Source organism: Kingella bonacorsii, from assembly GCF_016623605.1.
GTDB lineage: Bacteria > Pseudomonadota > Gammaproteobacteria > Burkholderiales > Neisseriaceae > Kingella_B > Kingella_B oralis.
In genome coordinates, this window is sequence record NZ_JAEHNZ010000003.1 from 133,048 (window position 1) to 148,090 (window position 15,043).

16 protein-coding genes are annotated in these 15,043 nt (G+C 55.8%); 8 read left to right on the top strand and 8 right to left on the bottom strand.

Annotation, left to right across the window (positions count from 1 at the left end):
- Positions 1–17: 17 nt before the first annotated feature.
- Both JDW22_RS09580 and JDW22_RS09585 read right to left on the bottom strand, forming a co-directional pair.
- The gene (locus tag JDW22_RS09580) at positions 18–893 is read right to left on the bottom strand and encodes a lysophospholipid acyltransferase family protein (RefSeq protein ID WP_200523032.1); all 876 of its coding nucleotides are present in this window, start codon (positions 891–893) and stop codon (positions 18–20) included.
- A gap of 6 nt (positions 894–899) precedes the next feature.
- Positions 900–1,187, bottom strand: a complete 288-nt coding sequence (locus JDW22_RS09585; RefSeq protein ID WP_200522874.1) for a hypothetical protein — start codon at positions 1,185–1,187, stop codon at positions 900–902.
- Positions 1,188–1,557: 370 nt separating this feature from the next.
- On the opposite strand from JDW22_RS09585, the gene metK reads away from it, so the two are divergent.
- Together metK and JDW22_RS09595 are read left to right on the top strand one after the other, a co-directional pair.
- Positions 1,558–2,727: a methionine adenosyltransferase gene (gene metK, locus JDW22_RS09590; RefSeq protein ID WP_200522875.1), complete on the top strand. Its 1,170-nt coding sequence runs from the start codon at positions 1,558–1,560 to the stop codon at positions 2,725–2,727.
- Between the two features lie 171 nt (positions 2,728–2,898).
- A complete protein-coding gene (locus JDW22_RS09595) occupies positions 2,899–3,918 on the top strand; it encodes a nuclease-related domain-containing protein (RefSeq protein ID WP_200522876.1) in 1,020 nt (339 codons plus the stop codon).
- 313 nt (positions 3,919–4,231) lie between these two features.
- Here the strand turns inward: JDW22_RS09595 and sodA are convergent, their stop codons facing one another.
- The gene (sodA, locus tag JDW22_RS09600) at positions 4,232–4,858 is read right to left on the bottom strand and encodes a superoxide dismutase [Mn] (RefSeq protein WP_200522877.1); all 627 of its coding nucleotides are present in this window, start codon (positions 4,856–4,858) and stop codon (positions 4,232–4,234) included.
- A gap of 223 nt (positions 4,859–5,081) precedes the next feature.
- On the opposite strand from sodA, the gene JDW22_RS09605 reads away from it, so the two are divergent.
- On the top strand, positions 5,082–5,726 hold the full coding sequence (locus JDW22_RS09605) for a DUF4230 domain-containing protein (RefSeq protein ID WP_200522878.1): 645 nt from the start codon (positions 5,082–5,084) through the stop codon (positions 5,724–5,726).
- Between the two features lie 144 nt (positions 5,727–5,870).
- On the opposite strand, the gene JDW22_RS09610 is transcribed toward JDW22_RS09605, so the two are convergent.
- On the bottom strand, positions 5,871–7,514 hold the full coding sequence (locus tag JDW22_RS09610) for a DUF4832 domain-containing protein (protein ID WP_200522879.1): 1,644 nt from the start codon (positions 7,512–7,514) through the stop codon (positions 5,871–5,873).
- A 168-nt stretch (positions 7,515–7,682) separates the two neighbouring features.
- Between JDW22_RS09610 and JDW22_RS09615 the strand changes: the two genes are divergently transcribed.
- Positions 7,683–8,729, top strand: a complete 1,047-nt coding sequence (locus JDW22_RS09615; protein ID WP_200522880.1) for a metallophosphoesterase — start codon at positions 7,683–7,685, stop codon at positions 8,727–8,729.
- Between the two features lie 21 nt (positions 8,730–8,750).
- Here JDW22_RS09615 and JDW22_RS09620 read toward each other — a convergent pair whose 3' ends face one another.
- The gene (locus JDW22_RS09620; protein WP_200522881.1) at positions 8,751–9,131 is read right to left on the bottom strand and encodes a hypothetical protein; all 381 of its coding nucleotides are present in this window, start codon (positions 9,129–9,131) and stop codon (positions 8,751–8,753) included.
- Here JDW22_RS09620 and JDW22_RS09625 point away from each other — a divergent pair.
- Positions 9,079–10,005 (top strand): YheT family hydrolase, encoded by a 927-nt coding sequence (locus tag JDW22_RS09625; RefSeq protein WP_200523033.1) that lies wholly within the window; start codon positions 9,079–9,081, stop codon positions 10,003–10,005. The two genes, JDW22_RS09620 and JDW22_RS09625, sit on opposite strands and share 53 nt — an antisense overlap.
- 41 nt (positions 10,006–10,046) lie before the next feature.
- On the opposite strand, the gene JDW22_RS09630 is transcribed toward JDW22_RS09625, so the two are convergent.
- Positions 10,047–10,463, bottom strand: a complete 417-nt coding sequence (locus JDW22_RS09630) for a hypothetical protein (RefSeq protein WP_200523045.1) — start codon at positions 10,461–10,463, stop codon at positions 10,047–10,049.
- Between the two features lie 39 nt (positions 10,464–10,502).
- On the opposite strand from JDW22_RS09630, the gene JDW22_RS09635 reads away from it, so the two are divergent.
- The 3 genes from JDW22_RS09635 (at position 10,503) to JDW22_RS09645 (ending at position 12,753) form a co-directional block, all read left to right on the top strand.
- Positions 10,503–11,072: a LysE family transporter gene (locus JDW22_RS09635; RefSeq protein ID WP_235965398.1), complete on the top strand. Its 570-nt coding sequence runs from the start codon at positions 10,503–10,505 to the stop codon at positions 11,070–11,072.
- A gap of 73 nt (positions 11,073–11,145) precedes the next feature.
- A complete protein-coding gene (locus JDW22_RS09640; RefSeq protein ID WP_200522882.1) occupies positions 11,146–11,775 on the top strand; it encodes an alpha/beta hydrolase in 630 nt (209 codons plus the stop codon).
- Positions 11,776–11,868: 93 nt separating this feature from the next.
- Positions 11,869–12,753 carry an endonuclease/exonuclease/phosphatase family protein gene (locus JDW22_RS09645; RefSeq protein ID WP_200522883.1) on the top strand — a complete coding sequence of 295 codons (885 nt, stop codon included), beginning with the start codon at positions 11,869–11,871 and terminating at the stop codon, positions 12,751–12,753.
- A gap of 316 nt (positions 12,754–13,069) precedes the next feature.
- On the opposite strand, the gene JDW22_RS09650 is transcribed toward JDW22_RS09645, so the two are convergent.
- Together JDW22_RS09650 and glnA are read right to left on the bottom strand one after the other, a co-directional pair.
- A complete protein-coding gene (locus JDW22_RS09650) occupies positions 13,070–13,435 on the bottom strand; it encodes a hypothetical protein (RefSeq protein WP_200522884.1) in 366 nt (121 codons plus the stop codon).
- A gap of 162 nt (positions 13,436–13,597) precedes the next feature.
- Positions 13,598–15,025, bottom strand: a complete 1,428-nt coding sequence (gene glnA, locus JDW22_RS09655; protein WP_200522885.1) for a type I glutamate--ammonia ligase — start codon at positions 15,023–15,025, stop codon at positions 13,598–13,600.
- Positions 15,026–15,043 lie beyond the last annotated feature (18 nt).

Sequence of the window (15,043 nt, forward strand, 5' to 3'; positions counted from 1 at the left end):
TTATTTTTATTCCCGTCTCACGACCGCATCTCGGGGCTTTCCACCGCGCCGAAAGGATGCTTATAGCGATTGTATGCAAACAAATACTGGCTCGGAAACCGCCGCACCCAATACTCCACATTGCGGTTGATTACCCGCGCATCATGCGCCTTATCGCCGTTAAAGCAGCCTGAAACAGGCGCAACGTGCAACGCAAAGCCCCGCCCATTGGGCAACCGCTCCCCCACAAAAAACAACGCCCGCACGTTCTTCACCTGCGCCAGCTTGCCCGCCAGCGTCATCGTGTAAGCAGGCTTGCCGAAAAAGTCCACCCACACCCCTTCGCCCCCCTCCATCGGGTTGGGCACATGGTCGGGCAACACAATCGTCGCCTCGCCCGCGCGCAACGCTTTCATAATCTGCTTCACCCCCTGCAAATTGGTCGGCGCAGTCCGCCCCTTACCGCGCACCCGCCCCGCCTGCATAATCGCATCAAACATCTTGATTTTGGGCGGCTTATACATCGCCGTCAGCGCAAACGGCAGCTGCTCGCTGATATACCGCCCCGCCAAATCATAGCTGCCAATATGCGGCGTAATCAGCAGCAAGCCCTCGCCCGCATTTAAGGCAGCCTGAATATGCTGCCAACCATGCACCTCGCGGAACAAAGCCACAATCTTTTCAGGCTGCCGAAAAAACGCCACAGGCAATTCCAAGCCACTTTTCACCGTCTCTTGGCACACCCGCAGCACATCGCGCCAGCCATGCGGCAAATCCGCTTGGCGCAAATGCCGCCGAATGCGTCTGCGCTCCTTGCCCAACACCGCATACATCACCCACCCCAGCGCATTGCCCAAGCCATGCAAAACGGGCAACGGCAACGCCGCAGCCCATTGAAAAAGCCATTTCAGCATCATTGTTTACTGCGCAGCAGGGCCAATATAATCAACCGAAGATTCAGGCGCGCTGGCATTGCGCTGCTCCAACGGATATTTCTCGCGCAATTTGTTAAAACGCATACATTTCGGGTCTTTCGGCTTGTTGGTGCAATAATCTTCCGTTTTTTTGCAACGCGCCGTCTCTTGCGCACTTAGCGACTGGCAGCCTTTTGCCGCACGCAAAGGATTGCCCAACGGTTGGGGCGCAGCCGAAGATGCAAATGCTGCCAGCAAAGCAGCCGCAGCCAATAAAGATTGCATGGTTTTCATCATCATTTCCTTACATTAGGTTGAACAAGGGCTGCGAGTATAAGCGTTTTCAGGCTGCCTTGCCTAGCCTGTTGCAATTTGCTATCATTCGCCCCGCATTAAGAGTTGGAAATTCCATGCCAACCTGTTGTTTATCAAACAATAAGGTGGACGGTTCAGAATTTATATTCATTATTTGCATATATGAAAATAGTGAATGCAGGTTCTCAATAAACCGATGTGGCTTGTTACTCATTACGACAAGCAATCCCAACCCGCTTTTAATGCGGGCATTTTTTTATCTATCGCATTTTTATCTATCGCCAATGCGCTTTACGCTAAACAAAATGCTCATCCCATTTTTATCAACATTCCCAATAAAGGAAAAACCATGAGCGAATACCTCTTCACCTCCGAATCCGTGTCCGAAGGGCATCCCGACAAAGTGGCCGACCAAATCTCCGATGCCATTTTGGATGCCCTTTTTGCCCAAGACCCCAAATCGCGCGTGGCAGCTGAAACGCTGGTGGCCACCGATTTATGCGTGTTAGCAGGCGAAATCACCACCACCGCCAAAGTGGACTACGAGCAAATCGCCCGCGACACCATCGCCCGCATCGGCTACACCGACCCCAGCTTAGGCTTTGCCGCCAGCACCTGCAAATTTTTGGTGAACTACGGCGTGCAATCGCCCGACATCGCCCAAGGCGTAAACGAAGGCGAAGGCATTGACCTAAACCAAGGCGCGGGCGACCAAGGCTTAATGTTTGGCTACGCCTGCGATGAAACCCCCACGCTGATGCCGTTTGCCATTTATTACAGCCACCGCCTGATGCAACGCCAAAGCGAAGTGCGCAAAAGCGGCTTGCTGCCTTGGCTGCGCCCCGATGCCAAAGCGCAATTAACCGTGGCGTATGACAGCGAAACAGGCAAAGTCAAACGCATTGACACCGTAGTCCTTTCCACCCAACACGCGCCCGAAATCGGCTACGAAGAGCTGTGCCACGCCGTGAAAGAACACATTATTTTGCCCGTGCTGCCCAAAGAATTGCTCACGCCCGAAACCAAATACCTGATTAACCCCACAGGCAAATTTGTTATCGGCGGCCCGCAAGGCGACTGCGGCTTAACAGGGCGCAAAATCATCGTGGACACCTACGGCGGCGCAGCCCCACACGGCGGCGGCGCGTTCTCGGGCAAAGACCCCAGCAAAGTGGACCGCTCCGCCGCTTATGCAGGGCGTTATGTGGCAAAAAACATTGTTGCCGCAGGGCTGGCAAGCCAATGCCAAATCCAAATTTCCTACGCCATCGGCATCGCCGAGCCCACTTCCATCTCGGTGGACACCTTTGGCACAGGCAAGCTCAACGAAGCCGAGCTGATTAAACTGGTGCGCGAACACTTTGACCTGCGCCCCAAAGGCATCATCCAAATGCTGAACCTGCTGCGCCCCATCTACGGCAAAACCGCATCCTACGGACACTTCGGGCGCGAAGAACCCGAGTTCACATGGGAAAAAACCGATAAAGCCGAAGCGTTACGCAAAGCGGCGGGGTTGTAATCGTTATTGGTAAACATAAGGCAGCCTGAAACGGATAAACCGCGTTTCAGGCTGCCTTATATTAGTTATTGAGGCAGCCTGAAACACCATTCCGCAAAACCAAAATCCACTTCAATCCTGTTAAAATTACTTCTTATATTCAACCCCTAACCCGCCAAAGGCAGCCTGAAAATGCTTATCAAAGAAATGGACGAACGAGCCCGCGAACGCGACCTTGCGGAACTCAACGCCCTGCTTCAACTACCCTACGTTCCCGCATATACCAAAGAACAAATTAAAAAAACCATCCGCAACATCCAATCAGGCTTAAAAGGCGAAAAAGATGCCGCCTATCACATCAATTTTTATTATGAAAATCACAAAAATTGGGCGGTTATTCACGATTTGCGCCTAGAAGTGGATGGACATTCTGCCCAAATTGACCACTTGTTGATAGACCGCTTTTTAGAAATCTATGTTTGCGAAAGCAAGCGATTTAATGAAGGCATTGGCATCAACGAACATGGCGAGTTTTTTTCGGTCAATGCAGACCGAAAACACAAAGCCATTGAATCGCCCATTGAGCAAAATAACCGCCACAAGCTCATTCTTAAACGATTGTTTGACAGCGATGAGATTATCTTGCCCACGCGACTTGGCTTAAAAATGAAACCGTCATTGCACAGCCTGATTTTGATAGCCAACACATCCAAAATCTATCGTCCCAAAAATGGCAAAAATGTGGACGATTTAGACAGAGTGATTAAAGTGGAACACCTGCGTAAACGTATAGAAAAAGATTTTATGGGCAATAGTCCATCTGAGCTAATACACCAATTCACATCCGCTGCTAAAATCATTTCTTCCGAAACCTTGGAAGAGTTCGCCGAAGATTTAGCCAGCTTGCATACACCATTAAAAACGAACTGGAAAAAGCGATTTGGCATTAGCGATAGGCAGCCTGAAATAACCGTTCGCGCATCTACCCCGCAAGCTGCTGCAACGATTGCGCCCAAGCCTACAAACGCCCCATCTGCACCAGCCATCACGCAACCTGCCGCGCCACAGCCCACACAGCCACAACGCCTATTCTGCGCCGCGTGCAAAAAAACCGTTAGCCCAAACGTTGCCAATTATTGCTGGAACAACCAAGCCAGATTTCACGGCAAAGTGTACTGCTACGATTGCCAAAGAAATGTGGGCAAAACCTAATTAAAGGCAGCCTGAAACCTGCAGCCAATGGAGCATCAGCGGCTCGCCGACATCTTAATCAATCAGTAAAGTCTGATTGAATGCAGCATTTGGCAACGAGCCGTCGCCGATCCATTTTGAATTTCAACTGTCCCTAGGGCTTGCGCAAAGGCAACCTGCGGAACATAGCGAAGTTGCGAAGCTAAAAACGCAAAAAACGACTGAACGCCATCTGCATTCAATCGTTTATCTATTCAGCACGGTTAAACCCAAAAAGGCAGCCTGAAAACGGATAAACCGCATTTCAGGCTGCCTTATTATTATGCTTTAACAATTACTTGCTCGCCGCATCAAACCGCCGTTGCGCTTCGTCCCAATTGGCAACGTGCCAGAAGGCTTTGATGTAGTCGGGGCGGCGGTTTTGGTATTTCAAGTAATATGCGTGTTCCCACACGTCCAACGTGAGCAGGGGCGTGCCGCTGCAACCTGCGATGGCTGCGCCCATCAGCGGGCTGTCTTGGTTGGCGGTGGACACCACTTTCAATTTGCCGTTTTCCAGCACCAGCCATGCCCAGCCGCTGCCGAAACGGGTTTGCGCGGCTTTTTCAAATTCGGCTTGGAAGGCTTCCACGCTGCCAAAATCGCGTTCAATCGCAGCTTTCAGGCTGCCTGAAAGCGTGGTGCCTGTTTTTAGGATTTGCCAAAACAGCGTGTGGTTGGCGTGTCCGCCCACGTTGTTGCGCACGGGGGTTTGTTTGTCGGCGGGCAATTCGGCGATGCGGGCGATGAGTTCTTCCGCGCTGAGCGTTTGATAGGCTTCGGGCAGCGTTTCCACAATCGCGTTGGCGTTGTTTACATAAGTCTGATGGTGCTTGCTGTGGTGGATTTCCATCGTCATTGCGTCAAAATGCGGTTCCAAGGCATCGTAGGCGTAGCCCAGTTGGGGGAGTGTGTAAGCCATTTTGTTTTCCTTTTGGCGTGGTTATGAAGCGGCGGATAATAGCCGTTCATACGCTATTGGGCAAGCATTCGGCGATTAAAGATTTTTATAGCGCGAACCGTCGCGCAGCCTGTTGATGCCAGTATTGATGCAAAGATGCCCACGCAGCCGCATCGCCCCTTGATTCTCCCGATAAAGCAACCATTTAGGCAAGCTGAAACCACTCTCCACGCGAGTATCCGCCATGAAAAAAACCTTCCGCGCCCTTATCCTGATTGCCCTTATCGCCAGCGCATGGCACTACCGCGCCCCGCTGCTCGCGCTGGTTCACCGCATCACGCAGCCTGAAAGCCCGCATCAAATCATCAACCAAGCCAGCGTGTTGCGCCAAATCCAAGACCTCAACCGCCTAGAAAGCACCGCCTACCACATTGACACCATCATCAAAACCGAAAAACAAGGTAACTGGTACGCCCTGTGGCAAGACAGCCAAAAAGGCATTTTCACCGCACGCGGCAGCGTTATCGCAGGGCTGAATTTAAACCAGCTCACCGAGCGCAACATCCAAATCCTTGATAACCAAAGCATTATCATCAACCTGCCGCCCGTGGAAATCCTATCCGTGCAGCTAGACAAAATAGACGTGTACGACATCCGCACAGGCGCGTTCAACCTTTATCAGGCCGATTTAAACGTGCTGGGCGAAGTGCAATACCACGCCAAACAGCAAATCCTGCGCCAAGCCTGCGCCGACCAAATCTTGCAACGCGCCAGCGAGCGCAGCAAAAGCCAGATTGAGCAACTCTTCGCGCTCACGCCAATGAAAGTTTCCGTTTACACGCCTGCTGCCTTGCCCGAATGCAAGATTAAAAACAAGGCGCAAAAATAGTTTTCAGGCTGCCTTCAATCATCATCCATCCGATTAAGGCAGCCTGAAAATGGCAAATCTAATTTGGGCAAAATATGTATGCAAAACGTTTTCAGGCTGCCTCAACAGCATTATTGAGGCAGCCTGAAAACATTGTTGCGCGGCTTAGTGAACGTTCACTTTCAGCCCTGTATCCAAGAATCCTGTTTTCAGATTCCATTGCACATTGCCCGAATCGGCGTTGGCAAAGCGCAACGAGAAGCGCGTGTTGCTGGCAAGGCGTGCATCGGGATCGGGCGCGCCCAGCGAAACGCTGTATTCGCCTGCGCTCAAATTAGGCAGGGTAAGCGTGCCTTCCCATTGGGCGCTCGCGCCAGAATCCAGCGTGCGCAGGTTGGTGTTTTCCAACACCACGTCTTTGCTGCTGCCGCTGCTGGATGTGAAGCGCACCACGATATTGCGCGGATTGATGGGGCGTGCCCAGCCTTGGTTGCTCAGTTTCAATGCCCATTTCAGGCTGCCTGATGCGTTGGCTTGGCTGCTGATTTGGAATTGGCTCAGCTCTATGCGATAGCCGATATTTTTTTGCACATCTGCCATGCAGCCTTCTTTTGTCCAGCCGTCGATGAAGGTTTCGTGGTAGTCGTAATTCAGATACGCCAAGCGGAATTCTTTGCCTTCACGCAGGATGTCGCTGCAAGTGGTGCGGGCTTGGGCGATTGGGGCGCAGGTTTCGCCGCCAAACGAGGTATATTGAACGTGCTGGCGGGTGAACATGCGTTGCGCTTCAATGGTTTGATCGCGGCGCGGTTGGTAGGTACCTGTGTCGTCAATGCTGGCGAGATAGCAGTCGTTGTGGATGCCGATGCGCGCTTTTTCGCTGTTGTTGGCGAAATCTTCGGCGCTGGCGGGCGAGCCATACCATTTAATCAAATCATAGGGATAGCGCAGATTGAGCTGGCGATTGGCAGGCAATGCGGCGAGCAAGGCTTGGGCGATTTCTTTTTTGTTGGCATCGCTGTTGAGCCCGTTGGCAGAAGAATGCCATTCGCCCCATGCGCCGATAAAGCCACCTTGCCACACGGCGATTACATCGGCATTGCGGTTGATAATGGGTTTGAGCTGCTCAATATGGCGTTTCACTTGGGCAAGATTGGTGTCTTTGCCCGAAGCTTCGTAGTCGTAAGCAAAGCGCAAAACGGCTTTCACGCCGGCTTGGCGCATCAGCTCAAAGCCTTCGTTGAGCGCGTTCAGATAGCTTTGCGGCAAATCTTGGTTGCGCCATGCCGATAAATCGGCGGGGGTGTAAATCAGGCGGTAGCCGTCTTTGGCAACGGAATCGAGGTAATACGCGGTGAGCTTGGCGGGGTCGGCGGCGTATTTATAGAAACCGCGCTCGGGGTTGGGGAAATCCAGCGTGCTGGGGGCAAACTGCACGCTCAGCATGGGCGCGTTGTTGGGCGTGGGTGTTGGAGTGGGATTGGGAGTTGGCTGGGGCGTGGGTTGCGGCGTAGGGTTGGGCGCAGGCTGCTCGGGCGTAGGCGTGGGCTGGGGCTGCTCGGGCGTGGGCGCAATATTGGTGTTGCCGCCATTGTTTTGGCTGCCGTTGCCGCCCGAATGGTCGGGCGCGGGCTGGTTCGGCGTGGGTGCGGGGTCAGCCGAATCGTTGTTTTTATGCTTGCCCACCATGATGGCGGATTGGTTGGAGCCGGAACGGCCGGACGAATCGGTTGCCACGCGGTGGGACTTTTTGCAGCCTGAAACCGCGATGGCGCACACCAGCATGGCAATCAGCGTTTTATTCATCATGTTCTCCTGTCTGTAAAGTTGGGGTAAAAAATATTAAGTTATCATTCTACCGCAACCTTTGCCCGCCCGAAACAGGCAGCCTGAAAACGCCGTTTAGCGTGCCTTGGGCAGCCTGAAACCCGCTAAAATGCTATAATCCGCCCACTTAAATCAACCCAGTGCAACATTATGCCCCTTATCCAATCCCTTCCCGGTTGTCCGCTGGACATCATCGGCGACGTACACGGGCAATTTGAAGCCCTGCAAAACCTGCTGCACTATCTGGGCTACTCGCCCGCCGGCAAACACCCGCAAGGACGCAAACTCGTCTTTGTGGGCGATTTGATTGACCGCGGCCCCGATTCCCCCGCCGTAGCCGACTGGGCGAAACAAGCCGTTAACGCGGGCAACGCCTTCATGGTGCTGGGCAACCATGAAATCAACCTGCTCGCCCACGAACCCAAAGACGGCTCGGGCTGGTTTTTTGACTGCCGCGCCGGCAAAGACAGCCGCAACTACGCCCCGTGGCAAAGGCAGCCTGAAAACGGCAAAAAAGCCCTTGTGCAGTTTTTCGCCGAGCAGCCCCTCGTGTTGCAACGCCCCGACCTGCGCATCGTTCACGCCGCATGGCTGCCCGAATCCATCGCCAAGCTGCAAAACAACGCCACGCCGCTCATCCAGCTCATCCAAGAATGGGACGACGAGCTGCACTGCTGCATCAAACACGCCCCGTGGTACGACGACTACCTTGCCGAGCAACACCACCACGCCCACATTCTGGAAAACCCCGCCCAGCATCCCCCCATGCTGCGCGCCACCGCCGCCCACGACATCTACCGCAGCAGCCGCCACCCCATCCGCGCGCTCACCTGCGGCATAGAAAAAATCGCCCGCGAACCCTTTTTCGCAGGCGGGCGCTGGCGGTTTTCCATCCGCAACCCATGGTGGGACGACTACCAAGACAGCGCCGCCGTGGTTATCGGGCATTATTGGCGGCACTGGCACGACCGCAACCCCGTTCCCAAACACCGCCAAGGCATGTTCAACGTGCCCGCCAACGGCTGGCACGGCGCGCGCAAAAACGTGTTCTGCGTGGATTTTTCCGTGGGCGCACGCTGGCGCGACCGCAAAAAAGGCATCACCCCCACCCAATCGCACTACCGCCTCGCCGCCCTGCGCTATCCCGAAAAAACCCTGATGTTTGACAACGGCGATAGTGTGAAGACTATTGCGTGATGCAAAACAGCCGCCGTTTGCTTAATCTGTTTTCAGGCTGCCTTTGAGACGGTTGATTGCGCTGGCAAAGGCAGCCTGAAAACAAGCGAAGCCAAGTTGCGAAGCTAAAACCTGATGCTTGCACGCAAACATGTATTCCCCGTTTTCAGGCTGCCGATTGCTGTGGTTGGCACACAAAAATAAACACCATTCCACGCATTCGCGCCATCCATTATTCGCCCGATAAGCCCAACAATAGGCAGCCTGAAAACGCCCCACGCAATTTTCCACCCAAAAACAACGCCCCCCCATTTTCAGGCTGCTCACGCACCCCCAAAGGCAGCCTGAAACCCAATCCAGCCCATCCCTAATACCATGCCCTTCTCCCCACCCACCCTCCCCCAAATGGCTGCGCGGCGGCAACCGCGAAACGCTCTACGCCAAAACCCTGTCGCGCCCCGCCCCCGCCTATCGCCGCGAACTCATCCCCGACCGCTTCGGCGAAGACCTCGTCGCCTACGACTTCCTCGACGCGCCCGACCCCCAAGCCCCCTGCATCGTCCAACTGCACGGGCTAGAAGGCAGCAGCCGCAGCCACTACGCCGTAGAACTCGCCTGCGCCGCACAAGAACACGGCTGGCACAGCGTAACGCCCCATTTCCGCAGCTGCGGCGGCGTATCCGCCAAACGCATGTACCACAGCGGCGACACGCCCGAGCTCGCCCACATGCTCGCCGTCCTCGCCCAACGCTACGCCACCTTATACGTTGTCGGCGTATCGCTGGGCGGCAACGTGCTCGCCAAATACCTCGGCGAACAAAGCAGTGCCGCCCTGCCCCGCGCCGCCGCCACCGTCTCCACCCCGTTCAAGCTCACCGCCTCCGCCCACACCCTGCAACACGGCATCCCCTATCTGCTCTACACCCCCTATTTCCTGCACACCCTGCTCAAAAAAGTCCCGCCCGCCGACCACCCCATCCGCAGCCTCGGCGCATTTGACGATGCCTACACCGCCCCCATGCACGGCTACGCCGACCGCTTCGATTACTACCGCCGCGCCTCATCCCAGCCCCAGCTCAAAAACATCGCCATCCCCACCCTACTGATTAACGCCCAAAACGACCCCTTCTACCCCGCCACCTACCTGCCCCAACACCGCGACATCTCCCCCAGCGTGCAACTATTGCAACCGCAGCACGGCGGGCACGCAGGCTTCGTCAGCGGCAGCGGGCGCGGACACCTGCGCTGGCTGCCGCAAACCCTGCTGGCATGGTTTGAGCAGTTTGAGGCAGCCTGAAAGGCGAAGTTTCGGCGCAACCAAAACAAGCGCGCCCTTTTTCAGGCTCCCCATTCACACACCCCCCACCACAAGCCACCAATGGCACGTCGGCGGCTCTCCGACAAAAAACGGCGCACATCAGAACAACCCAAATGGCAACCAGCCGTCGCCGCTCCATAACGCATGACGGCAGCAAAATCCTGCAAAACCCGATAGAACGATAACAGCTTGCTGCCAACAGATTGCCTGCCAAGCACAACGCAAACGGCAAACCCATTCGCTACGCCAAACAGCGTTTCAGGCTGCCCCAACCGACCAAAAGCAGCCTGAAAACCAAGAAACAAAGAAAAGCAAATACCCGTCGGCACGAGACGCATGGTTAAAACGACGCAACTGCCAACCATAATCCCCCAGCCCGTTTTCAGGCTGCCCTCTCCAACCCCAACACAAGGAATCCCCTCATGACCTTCTAGCACGGCTTCATCCTAATCACCGGCATCCACATCCTCGGCGCGATGTCCCCCGGCCCCGACTTCGTCTTCATCTCCCAGCAAGCGCTCGGGCAAGGCAGGCGCATCGGCTTAATCAGCAGCCTCGGCGTGGCGCTGGGCTTAGGCGTGCACATCGCCTATTCCGTGCTCGGCATGGCGGCGCTCATCGCCTCCGCCGCATGGCTGCTCACCGCCGTCAAAATCATCGGCGGCGCATACCTTATCTACCTCGGCTACAAAGGCATCCGCGCTAAAGCCAAAGGCGAAATCACCGAAATCAGCGCCGCTAAAGCCGCCCCCCAATCCGCCCGCACCGCGCTGATTAAAGGCTTCCTGTGCAACGTGCTCAACCCCAAAGCCCCCGTGTACTTCGTCTCCATCTTCACCATCGTCCTCTCCCCCACCATGCCCACTTGGCAGCTTGCCGTATACGGCGCATGGATGATGGTGCTGCAATTTGCCTGGTTCGCCCTCGTAACCTTCCTGCTCTCCATGCCCGCCGTCAACCAACGCTTCCAAAAAGCAGGGCATTGGATAGACCGCGTACTCGGCGTAGCCATGACCGCGCTGGGCATCAAAGTCATCATCAGCTAACCCGTTTTCAGGCTGCCTCACTATGCCAAAGGCAGCCTGAAAAAACCCACCCACATCAACCCAAGGAAACAAAATGGCACAACCCACCCTTATCCAAATCTACGGCCCCGTTGGCAACCTAGAAACCCTCTACCTCCCCGCCCAAGGCACAGAACGCGGCGTTGCCGTGATTAACCACCCCAACCCCACCCAAGGCGGCACGTTTACCAACAAAGTCATCCAAACCGCCGCCAAATGCCTCGCCCAAATGGGCTTTCACTGCTACCTGCCCAACCTGCGCGGCACAGGCAACAGCGCAGGGCAATACAGCGAAGGCAAAGGCGAAACCGACGACTGCATCGCCGTCATCGACCACGCCCGCGCCCAGCACCCGCAAGCCGCCCTGCTCGCCATCGCGGGCTTCTCGTTCGGCGGCTACGTTGCCAATTTCGCCGCCCAAGCGCGCCGTCCCGACCTCTTGCTGCTCATCGGCGCCGCCCTCAACCACTACGCCCTGCCCACGCCCCCCGCGCCCGACGTGCAAAAAACCCTTATCATCCACGGCGAAAAAGACGAAGTGGTGGACATCGCCAAGCCCCTCGCATGGTGTGCCGCGCAAGACATCCCGCTCATCGTTATCCCCGAAAGCGGGCATTTCTTCCACGGCAAACTCATCGCCCTGCGCGACACCATCAACCGCTTTGCGCCCTGCATCATCGGTTAAACCCAAGGCAGCCTGAGCGCGGGCGCAAGAATTGGGCAGCCTGAAACCTTTGCCCCGCGCCCCTTTTCCCCAAAAATCCAAGCCCACCGCCCCATGACCCGCCACCCCATCTATCTATTCATCGCCCGCCGCGCCCAAGCCCTCGCCATCCTCTCCCTAATCGGCGCAACCCTCGGCGCGCTCGGCAACTTCCACTGGATAGCCGAACTATTCAGCCACTTCTGGGCATGGTACGGCGCATTCTTCGCCCTCGCCGCCCTGTTCGCCCGCAGCCACCGCCAACGCCTCGCATGGCTTATCCCCGCCCTATTCGCCGCCTATTGGCTGTTCACGCCCGTCTCCGTTGCTGTATCGGCGCAGCACACCCAGCGCGCCCTGTGGTACAACGTCAATCTTGACAATCCCAACCCCGCAGCCGAAATCGCCCTAATCCAACAACACAGCCCCGACCTCATCGCCCTCGCCGAAATCAACCTAGACGACCCCCGCTGGCAGCCCTTGAAACAAGCCTACCCACACGGCTGCCAACACCAAGAATCCAGCCCGTTTGCCCTCGCCCTCTGGTCAAAAACCCCGCTGCAAAGCTGCCACATCAGCTATATCAACAACCTGCCGCTTATCCGCGCCGAACTGCCCAATGGCACAGCCCTATACGCCCTGCACCCATCGCCGCCCATCAACGCCGAACTCGCGCAAACACGGCTGGATTATTTGCACCACGCCGCTGCCCAAATCGCCCGCGAAAACAGCGTGCTGGTATTGGGCGATTTAAACGCCAGCCCCTTTTCGCCCGTGTTCCGCGATTTCACCGCCACCGCCCAGCTCCACAACGCCATGCGCAACATCACGCCCACATGGTTCTTATTCGGGCTGCACATAGACCATGTACTGCACCGCCAAGCAGGCAACGTGCAAACCACCGCCCTGCCGTGGGGCGAATCCGACCACCGCGCTATATTGATTGAACGGCAATTTTGATTTGACCCGCGCAAGCAAAGCCAAGGCAGCCTGAAAACGCATTTGCAACGTTTTCAGGCTGCCTTTAAATATCGCCCATCTTTCGCCCGTGCAGGCGTTTCGCCGCCTACCACGAGCAGGGGCAAGCCCCTGCACCCCACGCGGGGATAGTTTCAGGCTGCCCAACCATTACACCCGCGCCCATAGGAACGCTAACTTATTACCCATCAAAATGCTTTCATTTACCGCTGGGCAAACCAGTCTCTCCCCTACTGCAACTTGCGTAGATCAAACCAAAACAGCCTGAAATCGCATCGCCCCATTTTCAGGCTGCCTCCTAATGCAACTGCATCACTTGGTCGCGCTGCACCTGCAACACTCCCTGCACCCGCTCAAAATGCGCCATCGCCGCATCCACATTCTTGCCCGCAGGCACGCGAATCGCTATGCCGTTTATCATCTGGTAACGATAAACCACCTCCGCGCCGTAAACCACCTCCGCGCCGTATTGTTTTACCGCAGCGACAACCGCATCGCCCTTGCCCTGTTCAAAAAAGATAATCAGCACGTTCGTGTTCTCCTGCGCGGCGTGAGCGGGCTGCTGGGCGGGCGATGATGTGGGCGCGACAGACGTGGGCGCGGCGGGCGATTGGCACGCGGCAAGGCAAAATGACAGCGTGGCGGCAATCCATAATTTGGTCATAACAATCCTTTCATAAGGCAGCCTGAAATCAATATGGTGTGTAGAACGTGCAAGCGGGTAACATAGGCGGGCTTTGCCCATTTCAGGCTGCCTCATGGTTTTCACAACAAGGCAGCCTGAAAACGATTAAACCCATTTTCAGGCTGCCTATTGTTCGCGGGTTTACAACGAATAATACATTTCAAATTCCAGCGGATGCGGTGCCATTTGCATGCGGCGCACGTCTTCCGCTTTAAACGCGATGTAGCTGTCAATCCACTCTTGGCTGAACACGCCGCCGCGCGTTAAAAATTCGTGGTCGGCTTTGAGCGCGTCCAACGCCTCGGCAAGCGATGCGCACACGGTGGGCACTTGCGCGTCTTCTTCGGGCGGCAAGTCGTAAAGGTTTTTAGTGGCGGGGTCGCCGGGGTGGATTTTGTTTTGGATGCCGTCCAAGCCCGCCATCAGCAAGGCGGCGAAGGCAAGATAAGGGTTTGCCATTGGGTCGGGGAACCGCGCTTCAATGCGCACGGCTTTGCTGCTGTGCACAGCGGGGATGCGGATGGATGCCGAGCGGTTTTTGGCGGAATACGCCAGTTTCACCGGCGCTTCAAAATGCGGCACAAGGCGTTTGTAGGAATTGGTGGCGGGGTTGGTGATGGCGTTCAATGCTTTGGCGTGTTTAATGATGCCGCCGATGTAATACAGCGCAAGGTCGCTCAACCCTGCGTAGCCGTCGCCCGCAAACAGGTTTTTGCCGTCTTTCCAGATGGATTGGTGAACGTGCATACCGCTGCCGTTATCGCCCATCAAGGGTTTGGGCATAAAGGTGGCAGTTTTGTTGAAATTATGCGCCACGTTCCAAATCACATATTTCATGTCTTGCGTCCAGTCGGCGCGTTGCACTAAGGTGCTGAATTTTGTGCCAATTTCCATTTGGCTGCCCGTTGCCACTTCGCCGTGATGCACTTCCACGGGAATGCCGATTTCTTCCAACACGCGCACCATCGCCGAGCGCAAATCTTGCCCCGCGTCCACAGGCGCAACAGGCGCATAGCCGCCTTTCACCACGGCGCGATGCCCTGTGTTTTGCCCATCATAATGATAGCCGCTGCTCCACGCCGCGCTTTCGGATGTGATTTCAAAGCGTGCTTTGTCCATGTGCGTTTCAAACGCCACGCCGTCAAACACGAAAAATTCGGGTTCGGGCCCAAAATAGGCGGTGTCGCCGATGCCTGTGGATTTTAAATACGCTTCGGCGCGGCGGGCGATGCTGCGCGGGTCGCGGTCGTAGCCTTGCCCGTGGGCGGGGTCGATCACGTCGCAAATCAGCACCACGGTGGCGTCGTCAAAAAAGGGGTCGATAAAGGCGGTGCTGGGGTCGGGGCGAAGCTGCATGTCGGAGGCTTGGATGCCTTTCCAGCCGCCGATGGACGAGCCATCAAACGCTTGTCCTGTTTCAAACCATTCTTCGGGGTCTTCTAACACAACGTGGGCGGGGATGGTGAAGTGGTGCTGCTTGCCTTTGGTGTCGGTGAAGCGCAAATCAACGAAGCGGGCTTCGTTTTCTTCAATTAGGTTGATGACGTTGTTAATGGCGTTAATGGACATGGCGTTGCTCCTTGCTGG